This is a genomic window from Bacillus sp. AR8-1 (genome assembly GCF_008042345.1).
Classification (GTDB): domain Bacteria; phylum Bacillota; class Bacilli; order Bacillales; family Bacillaceae_G; genus Bacillus_A; species Bacillus_A cereus.
Genome location: NZ_QNUB01000016.1, coordinates 311,080 through 329,628, shown reverse-complemented (window position 1 = coordinate 329,628; position 18,549 = coordinate 311,080). Strand labels below are relative to the sequence as shown.

The window sequence follows — 18,549 nt, the reverse complement described above, 5'->3', positions numbered from 1 at the left end:
TAAAGTGAAGGCTATTATTTCATACGAAACACCTCTAGAACAATCACATTTCACTGCAAAAAATGATGAGAAAAATATGTTTTATAAAGAAAATACAGAAGAATCTGTAGAAGGCTCACTTCAGTATGACGTACTAGATGCTGTCGGTGAATTTAAAGGACAATCTGGCTATATCGTTTGTAACAACATTTCTGTCACAGACGAAGGTCGCCCAGTATTTGAAAACCGCTTTAAAAACCGCGCAGGTCTTATTGAAAACGAACCAGGATTCCAAGCGATCCGTGTTCTACGCCCATTAAGTAACGATACATATGTCATCTTAACGATGTGGGAAACAGAGCAAAACTTTAAAGACTGGACAGAATCACGTTCATTCGAAAATGCTCATAAAAAACGTCCCACGCAAGCAGAAGGACAAGCACAGGCGCATCCACATGCCGAACAGCAAAAGAGTATTTTCTCTCGTCCGTCGTTCGTGACTACTTTTGATGTGTTAGTTTAATTAAAAAGTAATACAACACTATCAGTACGTGAAATTATATTAACGATTTTTCGAATATATCTATCACATCTTTGAATATATCAACGATTTTTCGAATATATCTATCACATCTTGAAATATATCAACGATTCGACTAAAGATATCGATTTAATGACAAAAAGGAAACACCATTACACACCGGTGTTTCCTTTTTCTTTGTACCAATTATATATACGAAGCGAATCTTTTTTTCTCATATGCTTTACTTCATAACCGCGCCCGGCTACCGCTACAAGAGTTGTACATAATTCATCTTTTCTTTGAAAATACGATTGATCATAACCTACTGCTTGAACATGTCTTCTTCGCATTATTCCTGTATATTTCGAAAAATTACGATATACAACCGTTAGTTGATTTTCTCTTAATTCATAACCACCACTTTTATATCTAGCATACGCAAGTAACGAAAACACGATAAATAACGGTAAAATAACAAACAACGCAATATATTGTTTAAAATATATACTCACGCTGGCAATTAGAACTGTGAGTATGATACTTATTAACCAGCCCATAATGAAATAACGACGCAACGCTGTTTTTGGTAAGTGAACGATCTCCGCTTCGATTTCATAAGGTAACTCTAAATATGTGAGCAGGGGCTGTACATCTTTTTTCTTCATAAATGGATGCAACATTACTTCGTTACTTGCTGCTCCAATACTTTGAATTGCTTCCACTTCAACAGCACAATAGCCAAACGGCTGGCGAAGCATACCTTCTTTTACAGTAATCGCTTGAATGCGGTGCAATTTTAAGACAAACTCTTTCTTTTCAAATAATCCTTGAACGATACGAATCTCTTCCCCTTTTCGCTCAATTTTAAAGTTTGCATATTTCAACACATATCCAGCCGTGGAAATAATCCATGAAATTACCATTAAAATTAATGCAATTACAATTAGTTTATAAACACCGTTTCCCATCACATACGCTTCTACTTTACTTGTGAATCCTTCAGGAAGAACAAAATCAAACTTTGTGTAAAGAAGTACTAGTCCAGAGAACACTAGTCCGAACCGACCAGATGTAATCGCTGCGGCTAAAACCTCTTTCGCTGTTAACTGATAAACCATCTTGCTTTCTTTCTCTTCTATTTCTTCTTTTACAGTAGTTTCTTTCTTATGTAATAAAGAGATTAAATGTTTTGCCTCGTCTTCTTTAATACCAGCCAACATCACTTCTGGTTCATTACCACCACCGGCTACTTCTATATTTAACTTCATAAGTCCGAGCATTTGATAAATGATGTTAGAAGACATACTAATATTTTGTACACGCTCTTTATTTAAATAGCTTTCCTTCTTTACAAAAACACCGTGCTTTATATGTAAAATATTATTCTCAAGCCAGTACACTTTAAAATACCATTTAATTGCTGAAAAAATAGCCATGATGAATAAAACAACCAGAAGGAAAAGATAAAATAAATACCAAGGTTCCACTTGTTCATCAGGTTTAAATAAAACAAGAATAATAAGTGGCAACAAACTCGCAACCCTAATACCTAACAATATCGTAATCGGATGTTGCCTCTTATACATCCTCATCACTCACTTTCGCAAGTTCTCCAATTTGTCTTTTCAGCTGTTCTGCTTCTTCTTTCATTAAACCTGGGATACTATGAGAAGTTGCGGCTGTTGAAATGTGTAATTCTGCTAAATTATACTTTCTCATAATCGGCCCTTGCTCAATCGTTACGTGCTGCACACGGATCATCGGAATAAGTACGCGTTTTACAACGAACATTCCCTTTTGAATCTCAATCTCTTCTTCATTTAATCTGTAACTATAATAGCGCTGACGTAAATTTGGAAACACAAAATAATCAAGTGGAATAAATATAATAGCTCCTGTTACTAATAGTCCAAACAACCAGCCCCACCAGTTAAAGTTAATCATAAAAAAGAAATACGCAATTACGACTGTTAGTATAACTGCCGCCCCAATTAAAGCGTGAATCCTCCACACTTTCAGCATATTAGAATGAATCTCCCTTTCTAACGGCTGCATCTCATCACTCCAATTCTATGAATTTATTACTTATATATTATCAAAAAATAAGGTTTTATATACAATTTTGTAAATTTATAGTCAAATAAAAATAGTTGAATCAAAAGCATGTTAAAAAACATACCTCAGTTTTTAAAATTACATATTATAAATATGAATTATATTGAACCAAATAAACCCTGCATGATTCATGCAAGGTTTATCGTTTTATACACAATATATTTCATTATTGTTGAGATATACTAGCATCGCTTTCAATTCGCTTTTCTTTTTGGCTCAGTTTTTTATCTTTAGATTTTTTTAATGTTAAAGTCATGCCAATAAAAATAAAAAGAATTCCTGTTATTTGCATTAAAGTTGGACGGAATCCAGTAAGTACAGTATCTAATAATATTGCCACTGCCGGATCTAAAAAAACTAATATTGAGATTGTTTTTGTAGATAAATGGCGTAAACTATCAAAAAACAGATAATACACTATCCCTGTGTGAATAAAACCAGTAGCTATAATATATGTCCAATTACTTTGAGTGAGGCCACTAAAAGCATCTAAATCTATAAATGGTATTAAAAGAAATATCCCCAAGAATGTTTGTAAAAATGTCATTGCATACGCACTCATTTTGTTAATCCCTTTACCAAATAAAGTTGTAAATGCATAAAAGAGAGCTGCAAGAAATCCCCATATCATACCTGAAGACATTAATGAACCGAAAGAGAAGCTTCCATCGATACCAGCAATTAATAAAGCTCCCACAAAACACACAACTATTGAAATGATAGATATTAATGTTAATTTTTCTTTAAAGACGATACTTCCAATTAACAGTACAATTACTGGTGCAAGATGATAAACTGAGATAGCAATTGTAACTGACATATTTTCAAAGGCTTTAAATAAGAAAACCCAATTAAATACTAAGAAAAAGCCACATATTAAAACTTGAATAACTTCTTTTCGTTCCCATTTATCTTGTTTATATTGCCCTGTAAGCAGCCAGCATACACTTAAAAATATTGTCGCAAAAATACACCTTACAAACACTAATTCAAACGAAGGTAAGTTTGTTTGAACAGAAAAAAATCCAACTGATCCAAAGATAACCATTGATGCTATCATCTTTAAGGCCGGTACCGTTTTCTCTTGCTTAAAACTTTTTTGAAGCAAATTAATTCCCCTCCAATAAAAAAATCTGTTTATAGTGAGAAAAACACCAGCCTAAAAAAGGACAGGTGCTTTTCCTCAAAAACACTCAACTACAAGTTTTTCCCAGCAGTCCAACCACCATCAATTACAAAATTAGAACCAGTAATAAAGCGGGCCTGATCAGAAATCAAGTACTCAATACATGAAACAATATCCTGCGGCAACCCCCAAGTATCTAAAGATTGATTACTTTTTATCATAGACATCAATGCTTTATTACTAAAGTATTCTTCTGTAAGTTCAGTTCTAATAACACCGGGAGAAATGCTATTTACTCTTATATTTTGCTTCCCAAATTCCATAGCCATCTGTTTAGTCAATCCGATTAAGGCATGCTTTGATGCCACATAAGCAGCTCGCTCTGGTTCAGCCATTAATCCAGAAACCGATGCTATATTCACAATACAACCTTTTATTTTCGATTCACACCATCGCTTAGCTACTTCCCTAGAAAGGATAAATGGTGCTACTAAATTTACATCAATTACTTTTTTAAACATATCATCGGATAAATGTAAAACAGGTGTTATCTCTCGAATACCAGCTGCATTTATTAATATATCAGGAGAAAGCTTTTCTAAATCTAATTGAGTAAAAAGATTATGAATCGCTTCGCTATTACTTAAATCAATTTGCACTACTTTCAAAGGCATATCTGTTTTCATATAATCTATTAAGTTATTATTATTAATATCAAGAGCTATTACATGAAATGATTTTTCTAAAAAGTATTTTATACAAGCATGACCTATACCGCTATTGGCTCCAGAAATCATAATTATTTTATTCTCTCTCATTTTGTCTCCTTATAAGAAAATGTTACTAATAAAATATCACGAAAAGCCTCCGTACTACATTCTGTTCCAAGTGGCGTTACGGCATGGAAGACCTTTTGTCCAAATACTAAAGTTTCTAAAGGCTCCTTCAAACTTATAAACTGATTAATTTCCCGAGGAGAATTAGCTATTAAATTATCTCCGCCGATAGCTGTATTACTTAAATTCATAAGGTGTAAAAACACTACTGGTTCATCATCTTTATGTAACCAAATAGGTGAACTAAAAGATGGTCTTTCTTTAGTAGCTTTATATCTTACTTGATGTAAGCCTATAATTAAATCTTTACTTTTATCTATTATATTTGTTTTAAATGCAAACTCAGTATCGAAACGCACGATATTTTGAATTAAAGGATTACATAAAAAGCTATCATTTATGCTATTGAACTGTCTAACTTTCCCGCCATCATCATAGTTATATTCTTTAGATTGGAAGTAATCATTACTATTATCTAAAATATAATCTGGTGAATCAACATACTTTATATACCTTGAATAAGATCTAGCACGGCATTCACCGTACGCATCATCTTCCAAATTATAATAATCTAACTGTGCTTGTGTTAATAAACTATGATTCTCTTCCTCTTGTAAAAAGATTTCATTTGAGATTTCAAGAAACCCTTTAGATTCAAATTCATGTACCTTTTCTTCTATGCTAAAGCCACTCATTTTACTAAGAACAAACGTCATTATAAAAACCTCCACACTATTGTATTTTTCTTTCTCACCCTATGTTAGAAATGCAATAAGTAACCGAGATTCTTGCTTAATAAAATTAAAAATTATGATATTCAATTAATACACCAAATGAAATATATGTAATCCATTAAAACTATTTCTTAAGCAATATTATATATCCTTTTGGACATTATTTCTAATTATCTGAAGATTTATCAACATTAGTCTTAATATTCGGAACTAAAGAAATAACTTTTTCAGGAAGATAAAACTGCGAGTATTGCAATTATTTATGTATATAACTTTTTTTAAAATTATATTTTAAATATAGCTAGTTTTTTATAATTTTTTTGATATAATTACATACGGGAAACGGGAAGAATTTTGTCTTCCCATGTGTTTTTATTTGCATCTAGTTCTTTTGCTAGATGCTTTTTTTATGCTAAAAAAGGTATCCTCAAATACTTTGAGGATACCTTTTCACTTTTATTATCTCTGCTGTTTTCTACCTAATACGAATAATCCAAAACTCATCATTACAAGAAGTGCTCCCATATATGGTTCCACAGGCATTTTCTGCCCTGTCTTCGGTAATTCTTTTTCCGGTTTTTCTGAATTCGGTGTTCCAGGCTTTTCTGGATCTGGTGTTCCAGGCTTTTCTGGATTTGGTGTTCCAGGCTTTTCTGGATCTGGTGTTCCAGGCTTTTCTGGATTCGGTGTTCCAGGCTTTTCTGGATCTGGTGTTCCAGGCTTTTCTGGATCTGGTGTTTCTGGACCTGGTGGTGCTAAATGATTCAATTTGTTTAATACTTCTAATTGAACTGCATTTATCATTCCATTTGTAATTTCAAATGGAATTGGATTAGTTAATTTTTCATATCCTTTTGGTGCTTCTACTTCTACTAGTGTGTAGTTACCTACAGATAGATCTGCGATTTTTGCCTTTCCATCTTTATCTGTTGTTACTTTCACTACTACTTTTCCCTTGTCATCATGAACTTCAAACACAGCTCCTGATAAGACTTCCTTGCTTTCAGCGGCCATTTTTGTAATCTCCACTGAACCTTTGTCTAACTTTTCATTCTCTACTTTCAATGATAAGACTTTTGTCATACCTTTTTTAATTTCGAATGATACTGGTTCCGTTAACTTCTTGTAACCTGGTAAGCTCTTCGTCTCTACTAATTTGTATTTTCCTACTGATAGATCTGAAACGTTTGCTTTTCCATCTTTATCTGTCGTTACTTCTGTTACTACTTTGCCTTTGTCGTCTTGAACTTCGAAGACTACGCCTTCTAATACTTTTTGGCTATCTTTATCTACTTTTGTTACTTCTACATTTCCCTTGTCTAACATTTCATTTTCTACTGTTAAAGCAAGAGATTTTGTCATGCCTTTTTCAATTTGGAAAGTAATCGGATCTACCAATTGCTTATATCCTTTTGGTGCTTTTACTTCTACTAACTTGTATGTTCCAACTGATAAATTAGTAACTTGTACTTGTCCTTTTTTATCTGTCGTTATTTTAGCAACTACTTGTCCTGCTTCATCTTGAATCTCAAATACAGCATCAGCTAAAGCATCTTTCGTTTCTTTGTCTACTTTTGTAATTTCTACATTTCCTACATCCACTAATTCATTTTCTACAGTCAATTGTAATGCTGTAACTCTACCTTTTTCAATTTCGAATGAAACTGGCTTTTCTAGTGGTTTGTATCCTGCCGGTGTTTCTACTTCTACTAACTCATACTTTCCAATAGATAAATCTGAAACGTTTGCTTTTCCTTCTTTATCCGTTGTTACTTTTGCAACTACTTTTCCTTTTGAATCACGTACTTCAAATACAACATTTTCTAATGGTGCTTTACTGTCTTTATCTATTTTTGTGATTTCTACATTCCCCGTATCTACCATTTCATTTTCTACAGTGAACGTTAAAGATTTTGTCATACCTTTTTTAATTTCAAATGGTACAGGCTTTTCTAATTTTTTGTAGCCTGGTAAACTCTCTACTTCTACTAACTTGTACTTTCCTACTGATAAATCTGAAACTGTTGCTTTTCCAGCTTTATCTGTCGTTACTTTCGTTACCACCTTGCCTTTGTCGTCTTGAACTTCAAAGACTACACCTGCTAACGGTGCCTTATTATCTTTATCTATTTTTGTAATTTCTATATTTCCCGTATCTACCATTTCATTTTCTATTTTTAATGATAGAACTTCTGTCATTCCTTTTTTGATTTCAAACGATACTGGTTCTGTTAATTGTTTGTAACCTGGTAAGCTTTCTTTCTCTACTAATTTGTACTTTCCTACAGATAAGTCTGAGATTTTTGCTTTACCATTTTTATCTGTTTTTACTTCCGTTACTACTTTGCCTTGCTCATCTTGTACTTCGAAGACTACGCCTTCTAATACTTTTTGACTATCTTTATCTACTTTTGTGATTTCTACTGAACCTTTGTCTAACTGTTCATTCTCTACTTTTAATGATAAGACTTCTGTCATACCCTTTTTAATTTCGAATGATACTGGCTCTGTTAATTTTTTGTAGCCTGGTAAATTCTCTACTTCTACTAGTTTGTAACTTCCTACAGATAGATCTGAAATTTTTACTTTTCCTTCTTTATCTGTTGTTACTTTCGTTACTACTTTGCCTTTTTCATCTTGCACTTCGAATGTTACGCCTTCTAATGCCTTCTGGCTGTCTTTGTCCACTTTTGTAATTTCTACTGAACCTTTATCTAACTGTTCATTCTCTACTTTTAGTGATAAGACTTCTGTCATACCTTTTTTAATTTCAAACGATACTGGTTTTGCTAATTTTTTATATCCTGGTAAGCTTTCTACCTCTACTAGCTTATATTTCCCTACTGATAAATCGGAAACGTTTGCTTGTCCTTCTTTATCTGTCGTTACTTTTGTTACTACTTTATCTTTTTCATCTTGCACTTCGAATGTTACGCCCGCTAATACTGCGCCACTTTCTTTGTCCACTTTTGTAATCTCTACTGAACCTTTATCTAACTGTTCGTTCTCTACTTTCAATGATAAAACTTTCGTCATACCTTTTTTGATTTCGAATGATACTGGTTCTATTAATTTTTTGTAACCTGGTAAGCTTTCTTTCTCTACTAATTTGTACTTTCCTACAGATAAGTCTGAGATTTTTGCTTTACCATTTTTATCTGTTGTTACTTCCTTTACTACTTTACCTTGTTCGTCTTGTACTTCGAAGACTACGCCTTCTAATACTTTTTGACTATCTTTATCTACTTTTGTTACTTCCACATTTCCCTTGTCTAACATTTCGTTTTCTACTGTTAAAGCAAGAGATTTTGTCATGCCTTTTTCAATTTGGAAAGCAATCGGATCTACTAATTGTTTATACCCTTTTGGTGCCTTTACTTCTACTAACTTGTATGTGCCGACTGATAAATTAGTAACTTGTGCTTGTCCTTTTTTATCTGTCGTTATTTTAGCGACTACTTGTCCTGCTGCATCTTGAATCTCAAATACTGCATCAGCTAAAGCATCTTTATTTTCTTTATCTACTTTTGTAATTTCTACATTTCCTGTATCCACTAATTCATTTTCTACTGTTAGCTTTAGCGCTGTTACTCTACCCTTTTCAATTTCGAATGAAACTGGCTTTTCTAGTGGTTTGTATCCTGCCGGTGTTTCTACTTCCACCAACTCATACTTCCCAATAGGTAAATCTGAAACGTTTGCTTTTCCTTCTTTATCCGTCGTTACTTTCGCAACTACTTTTCCTTTTGAATCACGTACTTCAAATACAACATTTTCTAATGGAGCTTTACTATCTTTATCTATTTTTGTTATCTCTACATTCCCTGTATCCACCATTTCATTTTCTACTTTTAATGATAGAACTTCGGTCATGCCTTTTTTGATTTCAAATGATACTGGTTTTTCTAGCTTTTTATAACCAGGTAAACTTTCTACCTCTACTAATTCATACTTTCCTACAGGTAAATCTGAAACATTTGCTTTTCCATCTTTATCTGTCGTTACTTTTGTAACTTCATTCCCCTTTTCATCTTGGACGATGAATGTTACTCCCGCTAACGGTGCTTTATTATCTTTATCTATCTTTGTTATCTCTACATTTCCCGTATCTACCATTTCATTTTCTATTTTTAATGATAGAACTTCAGTCATGCCTTTTTTAATTTCAAATAATACTGAATCTGTTAGTTTCTTATAGCCTGGTAAACTTTCTTTCTCTACTAATTTGTACTTTCCTACTGATAGATCTGAGATTTTTGCTTTACCATCTTTATCTGTTTTTACTTCCTTTACTACTGTTCCAGCTTCATCTTGCACTTCAAAGACTACGCCTTTTAATGCTTTTTTGTTGTCTTTATCTACTTTTGTAATTTCTACTGAACCTTTATCTAACTGTTCATTTTCTACTTTCAATGATAGGACTGTTGTCATACCTTTTGTAATTTCGAATGATACTGGTTCTGTTAGCTTTTTGTAGCCAGGTAAACTTTTCGTCTCTACTAATTTGTACTTTCCTACTGATAAATCTGAGATTTTTGCTTTACCATCTTTATCTGTTTTTACTTCTGTTACTACTTTTCCTTGCTCATCTTGCACTTCGAAGACTACGCCTTCTAATACTTTTTGACTATCTTTATCTATTTTTGTAATTTCTACTGAGCCTTTGTCTAACTGCTCATTTTCTACTTTTATTACTAAAGCTTTTGTCATACCTTTTGTAATTTCAAATCGTACTGGTTCTGCTAGATTTTTGTAACCTGGTAAGCTTTTCGTCTCTACTAATTTGTACTTTCCTACTGATAGATCTGAAACGTTTGCTTTTCCATCTTTATCTGTTACTACTTTTCTTACTACGTCATTTTTCTCATCTTGGACTTCAAATTCGACACCGGCTAATACTGCCCCGTTTTCTTTGTCCACTTTTGTAATTTCTATATTACCTTTGTCTACCATTGCATTTTCCACTTGTATTGGGAATATGCCGTCCCCTGTTACATTTACTTCGAACTCTGTTTCTTTTAATTGGTAGCCTTCAGGTGCTTTTGTTTCTTTTAAAATATATTTTCCTGGTGCTAACGGTTTAGAGATTGCCTTACCATCTTTATCTGTAACAATATGTTCGACTACTACACCGTCTTTTACTATATCAAACTCTGCATTTGCTAATGGTTTTTCACCATTTTCCGAATCAATTTTCTTTACTTCAATTTGACCCTTTTGCATAGTATTTTTAATTTCAATTGTTTTTGTTTCTCCAGCTTGAAGTGTAACCTCTACTGGGCTTGTTAATTTTTGATATCCTTCTGGTGCTACTGTTTCATAAACTTTATACGTCCCAGGAGCTAAAGTTTGAGGTACTGAAAAACCTTTTTCGTCCGTTTTCAGTTTTACAACAACTTCATTTGCACTATTTCGAACTTCAAATTCGGCACCTTTTAACCCTTTGTTCGGATTCTCAGAATCTATTTTATGAAGCGATACTGTACCATCTTTTGGAGCTTCAGGCGGCGTAATAGTTACTTCTTTTGATGTTAATGTTTTATCATCAAAATGTAATTCCGCTTTATTAGGAATCTTCTTATCTACGTAAGAAGATAAGTCTGCATTATTTTTAATTTTCGCCTTAATACTAAGGTTAATTATCTGGTCTTCATATGACTTATAGTCAAAACTCTCACCAAATGTAAATGTTACTTCACTTCTTTGTTTATCTATATTTAACGTTCCTTTAGAAGTAATATCTTGGCCATTTTGATCATACACCTTTGCCTCTAATACTTCTAAAACATCTTCTAAATCATCACTAATTACCATAGATGTGTATTTAGGAGGATCGTTCGGTATATGTGTACCAACTTGGTATTGAATAACTTGATCCATTTGTGTTAACTGCTCATTCTCTACAAGCTTGCCATTCTCATCAACTATATTTTTTTCAATGCTAGGTGGATTATCGTCACCTGAACCGGTTCCCCCTCCACCACTTACGAATACTTGTCCTACTTTTTCTTCAGTTTTAATATTTTTACCTTCTAATTTCACAGTATTTTTATGAGGCTTTGCAGCAGGATTAGTAATCTTTGTTTTATATCTTAAAATATAACCTTTTGAACTGTCTGGAAACTCAATTGTAAATCCAGTCTTCGTTGCATTTATTTTAATGTTAGATAAATCTGCTGGCTTAATATTTGTTGGTGCATAACCATCTTCAAATACAGCCTCTTCTAATACTACGCTGTCTGTAATTAACTCATGCCCAGGTCCTAATGTATCTGTTAATTTAAGATCTTGCATTTCTGTCCCAGTTGCATTTACATATACAAGCCAATCAGCAATCGAAGGATCTTCTTGATTATAAGAACCCCATTTCAATAGATTATCTGTATTGGGCTGTGGCTTCGGTCTCTCTGTCGTATTACTTACATTTACTTCTTTATTGACGATTTGACCATCAACGTTAAATTCTAATGGAATTTCTTTAACACCATCATATGCTTCTAGACCAAAGTAGAATTCTACGAATAAAGAACCTTTAATGTTATTCTTTCCTTCTACGTAATCACCCATAGTACATGTTAATAGACCCTTTTTCATCTCACATGTACCAACTGTTTTTCCTTCAGCATCTTTTAAAGGAAAACTCATATTCATAAGGTCTTTTCGAAACTCTTTTGGCATATCAATTGTGAATTGATCTCCACTTTTTATTTTTTCTTTAGCTGACCACTTCACTTCTACTTTCATACCATCTGAGGCTTGATACGGTTCAGATGTCGTGCCATCAGTACGGGAAATATTAATTTCGTCCACTGGACTTTTCATCACAGCAGCTTGAATAACTGGAGCCCACACATTCAGCACTGAAAATAATACTAGAAAAACTAATGAAACCATTGAAATATGCCTTTTAGTACTTTTCATTTGCATAGTTCCCTCCTATTTTTTATATTTATATAACAAAAAAAGACCGTCCGGTTGCATCAAAAATGTGCAACCAGACGATCTTAGTAACCAATATGTATTACCGTAGACTCTAAGCTTTGCGGCCTATCCTTTCGAATAGTGTGCTAAAAATATCTTTTATTCTTTTTTTGTTTCATTTTCCTCTTAAACCAAATATTACTATACCGTCTGGACGGTTATAATTCAATACTCTATAAAATTGTTCTATTTTTCTAATAAAAAAAACAATTCACCACTACATTAAATAAGTAATGGTGAATTGTTTTCGCATTATATAGTTCGTATATTCTATTTATATGAATTACTAATAAGAGCTTGAATCACTTTTTCTCTTAACTCGGGGCTTAGTCTGCCAACCCCTAAATATTCCGAATACCATAATCCATCTGCTGCTAATCTAATAATTGTTGCACAAACTGAATCTATCTCATCGTTTTCTATATTCTTTTGCAGTTGCTGAAATGATTGTTGTAATGGCTCAAGTAATTCAGGTTTTAACATGAATGCTGCCATCATACTACTAGACAACTCTTCTGTTCTTCTCTCATTACTTAATCTTTCCTCTACAAAAGAGCGAACCCATCTCCCTTTCCTCTCTGAGTCTTCCGCTACTTTATTGTAAATAGCGCCCTCATTATCCTCTATCCCTCTGACTATCATACCTTCTATTAAAGCTTCTTTATTTGCAAAGTGATACAATAATCCCCCTTTACTTACACCCGCCTCTTTTGCCACTGCTTCTAAGGTTAATTTAGCAACCCCTTTACATTGCACAATTTGAGAAGCGGCCGCCAAAATCTTTTGCCGCGTTATGCTGATACTCATTCCTTTTTAAAACCCCATTTCTACTAAATTTATATAAATACGAATCTTATTTTTAATATTGTTGATTACTACTAAGTATTTTCTTTATACAACAAAAGCTGCATTACCTTTGAATTTTTAGTTACTTATTCCATTAAAAATTTCCATATCATTCAATATGATAACATCAAATACATAACATTGACTATACATCTATACTTTTATATTCATCGAAAATATATCCATAAACACGAAATGTATAAAAATTGATTATCCTTATACATCTAATCTATAATTTAAAGAGGTTTATATTTTCATAAAAATAAAGTGAAATTTTATAAGGATGATTCCATTGAAAAAATTTTCTATTAGTTATTTAATATGCTTATTGTTTTTTTCTATCATTGTGAATGTTTTACAGTATACAAGCGTTCCAAATTATGCGGATTCATGGGGGCCGATTTGGGTATCTATTATTATGCTTTCAATTCTTGGAAGTATTCCTGTTCTTATCGGTTGTTTAATAGGCGAATTTTGTTATAGAAAAATAAAAGGAAGTCACGAATTAAAAATCGGTATTCCTTTATTTATAGTGTTAGGTATTTCCTACAATCATTTCTTCTTTATGTTGTTTAACGACCGATATTTTCTATCCTTTAATTTAGAAGCCTTTTTGGAAACAGGCCTACCTATTACGTTATCATCTTTATTATTTTACCTTATAAGACGCCGTTAATTCTTTCATCATTACATAAAAAAATGTTATTACTCTTGTTACATCGAGTAATAACATTTTTATTTAAATCTATTTAACTAATTTGCTTCCAACTAGTATCCTTCACATCTTCGCTAGTCGGCTTTCTAACTGATTTCACAAAACATTCCTCGCAAGCACCAAATGCAATGAAGTTTTTCTGTGCTTGTCTTAACGAGACTTCATTTGCACCGCCTTCAAAGTCAGGATCGTTAAACTGTACCTCATCATCTTCCCAGTAACATATATTACAAATTTCATATGTACCTGGTGGTTCTTCTTCTATTGTTCTATACCCGCAGCACGGACATGTATATTTCATTCTGTTACTCCATTATTCATTTCTTTTTTCTCCCATATATTCCGGCCCATAAAGAATGTAACAGCACAAATCATAGTTATCCCCATGAAAAATGTATTAGAATCTTCATATGTAGTTGGGATGCCTACCGTTATGAAAACAATACTAAAAGCTAAAAATAGATATAATAATAAAGATATAATATAGCTTAGTTTAAATCGTAAAATGATACCTCTAAACAATAGCTCACCAAGTAGACAGCCACCTAAAATAATAGGTACTCCGAAATACAATGTAAGGACTCCCATTTGCGCAGTAGATTGAATTATCTTTCCAATTATGTTCGGCGAAACCAGCTCACTATCGTTTCCCATCCTATCATATAAATCAAGTGCTGTTGCTGAAATAAAGAAACTTAATATAGAAAATGAATACGGTATTAAAAATTTGCTCACTCTCATTCACCTCGCTTTTTTCTTTACATATATTATTCATTATTTCCTATCATTTTTACATAAAAAAATAACCCTCTATGATAAAACATAGAGGGAAGCATTTCTATATAAAAATCTATACCTTATCCTGAAGTGAATCCCGAAAATAGGACAAATATCAAAACACCTAAACCATCTGCTATCTGCTCCCTACATTCTTTAGGGTAGATAGTTTATATGTTTTATTAGAAAGTAGTGCCTTCTTTTTTATAATATTCTTTTGAAATCTCTTCATAAAATGCGGCTGATGTCGCGTAGAAATACGGTGCTAACCATAAGAAACCGATTCCTATAGTAAGAATACTTAATATGAACCAGCCTAAGAAACTTAAGCATAGTAAAAAGTAATCCATTTTATGTCCATTCATCATATGACGACTCTCAGTAATCGCTTGATTCGCTGTATATTCTGGATGATCATTCAAAATAAAATATGTCATAGAATAAGAAAATGATTTAATAATACCTGGAATAATAAGAAGTAATGTCCATAGAGTCAAGTATACATACATTAGTAAATATGTTAAAAACGACTTCATCAACTTACTTCCATCGCTAAACCATCTAAATATATGACCAATGCGAGCATCAGTCCCACGAATTGCATTTAAAACAAGATAATAGGCACCTATTGTTAATGGACCAATAACAAGCATTACTATAATACTTACTGTAAGTGAATCACTTGCCTCTTCCCAACCCCAAAATATCGAGAAAATACCTGTTGTTAGCATTTCAACAGCTCCAATAAGGATTCCAATTAATAAGGTTGCCCCTACCGCTAATCCCCATCTTCCTTTTAATGCATCAAGTGCTTCTCTTTTCAACTGACTTATCATATATAACCTCCTAATACTATTTGTATTTTAGTATACCATTTATATTAAAAATTCCACATATTTTCCTAAAACAGAAGCATATTACCTTTTTTCATACGTATTGATACATGTGTGCTGTAGTTGTACTAATTTCCCTATAACAAAAAAGCCTGCCTTTCATAATAGGCAAGCTTTCTCAAGTTACATCTCATTTATTTTCTTCTTATACCAATTCTGCATTCTCTCCGCATCTTCTACTCTCGTATGCTCTATTTTATAACTAGATGATGCACTCGAAAACTTATACGTACATAAATCCGCACGGCGCTGGAAATATGATTGTGTCTTCTCCATTGATTGGACATGTCTTCTTCTAATAAGTCCTGTATATTTTCCGACGCTACGATAGACAAGTGTAATTTGTTCTCCGTTAACACTGTAACCATTTGTTTTAAATGTTGCGTATCCAAGTGTAAAGATGAGAATCGCGAGCGGAATTAATGCCCACATGATGAAGTGCTTTTCAGAGTATATACTTATTCCAATAAACGGGATTGCTAGCATTGCGAAGAAAATGAAACTATCAATGAGATAGCGGCGTAATGCTGCTTTTGGTAATGCAATAATGTTTGCATTCAGTTCGTATGGTAATTGTAAATGGGCGAGTAACTGTTGTACTCGATCTTTTCGAATGATTGGGTGCAGTGTAACCTTTTCTTTTTCGTCACTCATTCCTTTACTTTGAATGACTTCTACTTGCACAGCACAATAACCGAATGGTTGGCGTAAAATACTTTCTTTTATCGTAATACCTTGAATACGATGCAATTTTAGTACGAGCTCTTTTTTCTCAAGCAATCCTTGCGAAATGCGGACTTCGTCATTTCTTCGATTCACTGTGAAATCGCCATGTTTTAACGCGTAACCGATTGTAGATATAATCCAAGAAAGAACGAGTAACATGGCTACCATGAAAATCCAGCCATATATATCATGTTCCATTACATACGACTTTACGCCATTCTCTATCCATTTCGGAATGTACTCATCTACTTGGTGATAAACGAAAAAGATTAAAGAGAATAATAGTCCAAATTGACCAGATGTAACAGATGCTAATAAAATCTCTTTCCAAGTTAATTTATATTCTGTCGTTTGTTTTTCCTCTGTAACAATTTCTTTTTCTACTACATTTTCTGTTGCTTCGTCTAACGTTCCTTCTGCTTTCACTTCTGGAGTTGGCTCATTTAGCAAAGCAATAAGCTCCGCCGCTTCTTCTGCCGTAATACCAGCTAAGCTAACTTCTGCTTCATCGCCCCCACCAGCTGTTTCAATCTGAATTTTTTTCAAACCGAGCATTTGATATAGTACGTTAGAACTTGTATTAATCGTTTGAACACGTTCTTTATTTAAGTAGCTCTCCTTTTTCACGAAGAGACCTTTTTTCACATGTAATACGTTATTTTCAACCCAATATGTTGTGTAATACCATTTTTCAAATGCTGAAAAAACGGTGAGTAAACCAAATGCTGCGGGAATTAAATACCAAAACGGGAATTTTCCGTTTAAGCTAAACATGAAAATAATGAGTGGTATAAAATCTGTTATTTTTAATTCTAATAACATCGTGATTGGATGCTGCCTCTTATACATCCTCATCACTCACTTTCGCTAATTCTGCGATTTTCGTTTTCAACATTTCTGCTTCATACATCGTTAAGCCTGGGATGCTGTGAGAAGTTGCAGCCGTTGAAATGTGTAATTCTGCTAAGCCATATTTTCTCATAATTGGTCCTTGTTCAATCGTTACGTGCTGCACACGAATCATCGGTACTAATACGCGCTTTACGACAAAAAGACCATGCTGAATTTCAAGCTCTTCTTCATTTAGTTGGTAGCTGTAATAACGTTGACGTAGTTTCGGGAATAAGAAGTACGCAAATGGTGCGAACACAACTGTTAGCCCAATCATCACATACAAAATCCACGCCCACCAATCAAACTTTATCATGAGGAAAAGGTAAGCTAAAATAACGAGTATACCGATCCCTTCTTCAATTACAGCACGAACTTTCCACACCTTGACCATGTCAGGGTGAATTTCATTTTTCAATGGATCCATGTAACCACTCCAAATCTAGTAATCTAATATATGAATACTCTTAATCTATATTTTACATAACTTTACAGAAAATTAAAATTTAATCTTCTTTCTTCTCCGGAATAAAATATCCGAACCAAAGTAACCAAATGAAACCGATTAACTTTAGCCAACTTCCATCCGCTTGAAAAGCTTCAATCATACCTGGTATTTTATAAATCCCAATAAATCCAAGAAAACCGAGCCACCAGTTTTTTTGCATTTTCATCTTTACTCCTCCTTCATGACGTTTTTCACATTTCGAATCCAAATTTCTTTATACTTTAACTGGAATCCCATGAGCATGTAATTACTCATATTATCGATTACGAGCGCTAACGTATGAGCATTTTCTTCCGTTGCCTGTTGTGACACAACGTCAAGTTCCACACCCTTCTTCAATAAATCGTAGAAACCATTTAAGAAATCTTCTTGTATTTCAAATAAGCGTTTCTGATACTTTTCATTTCGCGATGCAGTTACGATAAATTCATTTATAACACGTAATATTCCTTCTTGCCCTTCATATTCAGAGAGCATATGTAAACCATCTGAAATTAACTTTTCTGCAAAGTTTTCTTTCGTATAATGCTCTTTATCAAAATAATTCACAAAATGATACCCAGAAAAAATTTCTTCAAATAAAAAATCAACTAACGCTTCTTTAGAAGAAAAATGATAGTAAATAGCCGGTTTTGAAATACCTACCTCTTTCGCAATCATGGAAAGACTCATCTTCTCAATGCCGTGTTCTGCCATAAGTTTAAATGATGCCTCTACAATGTTCTGCGATGTTTGTAAATTCTTCGTCATACTGTACCTCACTTATTTTTACTTACCGGTCGGTAAGTAAATTGTAAAATAAAAAATAATCATTTGCAAGTTTGATTCAAAACTATATATTACTTTTTCAATCTATATTATGAATCTGGATCATATTCCTTAATAATTACTACAATATT

At 33.2% G+C, this 18,549-nt stretch carries 16 protein-coding genes and 1 riboswitch; of the genes, 2 read left to right on the top strand and 14 right to left on the bottom strand.

Translation table 11 applies throughout. The annotated features are described in order from the left end of the window. Window positions 1-4: 4 nt before the first annotated feature. Window positions 5-502 (top strand): heme-degrading monooxygenase HmoB, encoded by a 498-nt coding sequence (gene hmoB, locus DN400_RS11130; RefSeq protein WP_065228432.1) that lies wholly within the window; start codon window positions 5-7, stop codon window positions 500-502. A 170-nt stretch (window positions 503-672) separates the two neighbouring features. Here hmoB and DN400_RS11125 read toward each other — a convergent pair whose 3' ends face one another. The 7 genes from DN400_RS11125 to DN400_RS11095 form a co-directional block, all read right to left on the bottom strand. Further along, complete coding sequence (locus DN400_RS11125) at window positions 673-2,088, bottom strand: PH domain-containing protein (protein WP_065228431.1); 1,416 nt, start codon at window positions 2,086-2,088, stop codon at window positions 673-675. After that, the gene (locus tag DN400_RS11120; protein ID WP_001182718.1) at window positions 2,081-2,557 is read right to left on the bottom strand and encodes a PH domain-containing protein; all 477 of its coding nucleotides are present in this window, start codon (window positions 2,555-2,557) and stop codon (window positions 2,081-2,083) included. The genes DN400_RS11125 and DN400_RS11120 overlap by 8 nt, the downstream gene beginning before the upstream one ends. A gap of 226 nt (window positions 2,558-2,783) precedes the next feature. Beyond that, window positions 2,784-3,725: a DMT family transporter gene (locus DN400_RS11115; RefSeq protein WP_000939632.1), complete on the bottom strand. Its 942-nt coding sequence runs from the start codon at window positions 3,723-3,725 to the stop codon at window positions 2,784-2,786. An 89-nt stretch (window positions 3,726-3,814) separates the two neighbouring features. After that, the gene (locus DN400_RS11110; RefSeq protein ID WP_001208940.1) at window positions 3,815-4,561 is read right to left on the bottom strand and encodes an SDR family NAD(P)-dependent oxidoreductase; all 747 of its coding nucleotides are present in this window, start codon (window positions 4,559-4,561) and stop codon (window positions 3,815-3,817) included. Then, window positions 4,558-5,295, bottom strand: coding sequence for a 2OG-Fe dioxygenase family protein (locus tag DN400_RS11105; protein ID WP_016082583.1), 738 nt, complete (start codon window positions 5,293-5,295; stop codon window positions 4,558-4,560). The genes DN400_RS11110 and DN400_RS11105 overlap by 4 nt, the downstream gene beginning before the upstream one ends. 477 nt (window positions 5,296-5,772) lie before the next feature. After that, on the bottom strand, window positions 5,773-12,240 hold the full coding sequence (locus tag DN400_RS11100; RefSeq protein WP_098211783.1) for a SpaA isopeptide-forming pilin-related protein: 6,468 nt from the start codon (window positions 12,238-12,240) through the stop codon (window positions 5,773-5,775). A gap of 59 nt (window positions 12,241-12,299) precedes the next feature. Beyond that, window positions 12,300-12,392: riboswitch (cyclic di-GMP riboswitch) on the bottom strand. A 172-nt stretch (window positions 12,393-12,564) separates the two neighbouring features. After that, on the bottom strand, window positions 12,565-13,101 hold the full coding sequence (locus DN400_RS11095) for a TetR/AcrR family transcriptional regulator (RefSeq protein WP_000028013.1): 537 nt from the start codon (window positions 13,099-13,101) through the stop codon (window positions 12,565-12,567). Between the two features lie 331 nt (window positions 13,102-13,432). Between DN400_RS11095 and DN400_RS11090 the strand changes: the two genes are divergently transcribed. Beyond that, on the top strand, window positions 13,433-13,816 hold the full coding sequence (locus DN400_RS11090; RefSeq protein ID WP_000714567.1) for a hypothetical protein: 384 nt from the start codon (window positions 13,433-13,435) through the stop codon (window positions 13,814-13,816). Window positions 13,817-13,889: 73 nt separating this feature from the next. Here DN400_RS11090 and DN400_RS11085 read toward each other — a convergent pair whose 3' ends face one another. From DN400_RS11085 to DN400_RS11060, 7 genes are all read right to left on the bottom strand, one after another. Continuing rightward, entirely contained in the window at window positions 13,890-14,156 is a 267-nt protein-coding gene (locus DN400_RS11085) for a CPCC family cysteine-rich protein (protein WP_000877837.1), read from the bottom strand. Beyond that, the gene (locus DN400_RS11080) at window positions 14,153-14,590 is read right to left on the bottom strand and encodes a hypothetical protein (RefSeq protein ID WP_065228429.1); all 438 of its coding nucleotides are present in this window, start codon (window positions 14,588-14,590) and stop codon (window positions 14,153-14,155) included. Before DN400_RS11080 ends, DN400_RS11085 begins: the two co-directional genes overlap by 4 nt. Before the next feature lie 224 nt (window positions 14,591-14,814). Further along, entirely contained in the window at window positions 14,815-15,468 is a 654-nt protein-coding gene (locus DN400_RS11075) for a DUF975 family protein (protein ID WP_000625399.1), read from the bottom strand. A 180-nt stretch (window positions 15,469-15,648) separates the two neighbouring features. Beyond that, the gene (locus tag DN400_RS11070; RefSeq protein ID WP_065228428.1) at window positions 15,649-17,100 is read right to left on the bottom strand and encodes a PH domain-containing protein; all 1,452 of its coding nucleotides are present in this window, start codon (window positions 17,098-17,100) and stop codon (window positions 15,649-15,651) included. Further along, window positions 17,093-17,569, bottom strand: a complete 477-nt coding sequence (locus tag DN400_RS11065; protein WP_000371357.1) for a PH domain-containing protein — start codon at window positions 17,567-17,569, stop codon at window positions 17,093-17,095. Before DN400_RS11065 ends, DN400_RS11070 begins: the two co-directional genes overlap by 8 nt. A 79-nt stretch (window positions 17,570-17,648) precedes the next feature. Then, window positions 17,649-17,816 (bottom strand): hypothetical protein, encoded by a 168-nt coding sequence (locus tag DN400_RS29415; RefSeq protein ID WP_000783806.1) that lies wholly within the window; start codon window positions 17,814-17,816, stop codon window positions 17,649-17,651. Window positions 17,817-17,818: 2 nt separating this feature from the next. Further along, window positions 17,819-18,400, bottom strand: coding sequence for a TetR/AcrR family transcriptional regulator (locus tag DN400_RS11060; RefSeq protein ID WP_000164846.1), 582 nt, complete (start codon window positions 18,398-18,400; stop codon window positions 17,819-17,821). Window positions 18,401-18,549 lie beyond the last annotated feature (149 nt).

Bases quoted from the DNA above. Each gene is read 5' to 3' on its own strand.
- DN400_RS11095 (WP_000028013.1), bottom strand. From the start codon at position 13,101: ATGAGTATCAGCATAACGCGGCAAAAGATTTTGGCGGCCGCTTCTCAA.
- DN400_RS11100 (WP_098211783.1), bottom strand. From the start codon at position 12,240: ATGCAAATGAAAAGTACTAAAAGGCATATTTCAATGGTTTCATTAGTT.
- DN400_RS11085 (WP_000877837.1), bottom strand. From the start codon at position 14,156: ATGAAATATACATGTCCGTGCTGCGGGTATAGAACAATAGAAGAAGAA.
- DN400_RS11125 (WP_065228431.1), bottom strand. From the start codon at position 2,088: ATGTATAAGAGGCAACATCCGATTACGATATTGTTAGGTATTAGGGTT.
- DN400_RS11070 (WP_065228428.1), bottom strand. From the start codon at position 17,100: ATGTATAAGAGGCAGCATCCAATCACGATGTTATTAGAATTAAAAATA.
- DN400_RS11110 (WP_001208940.1), bottom strand. From the start codon at position 4,561: ATGAGAGAGAATAAAATAATTATGATTTCTGGAGCCAATAGCGGTATA.
- DN400_RS11105 (WP_016082583.1), bottom strand. From the start codon at position 5,295: ATGACGTTTGTTCTTAGTAAAATGAGTGGCTTTAGCATAGAAGAAAAG.
- DN400_RS11060 (WP_000164846.1), bottom strand. From the start codon at position 18,400: ATGACGAAGAATTTACAAACATCGCAGAACATTGTAGAGGCATCATTT.
- DN400_RS29415 (WP_000783806.1), bottom strand. From the start codon at position 17,816: ATGAAAATGCAAAAAAACTGGTGGCTCGGTTTTCTTGGATTTATTGGG.
- DN400_RS11120 (WP_001182718.1), bottom strand. From the start codon at position 2,557: ATGCAGCCGTTAGAAAGGGAGATTCATTCTAATATGCTGAAAGTGTGG.
- DN400_RS11075 (WP_000625399.1), bottom strand. From the start codon at position 15,468: ATGATAAGTCAGTTGAAAAGAGAAGCACTTGATGCATTAAAAGGAAGA.
- DN400_RS11065 (WP_000371357.1), bottom strand. From the start codon at position 17,569: ATGGATCCATTGAAAAATGAAATTCACCCTGACATGGTCAAGGTGTGG.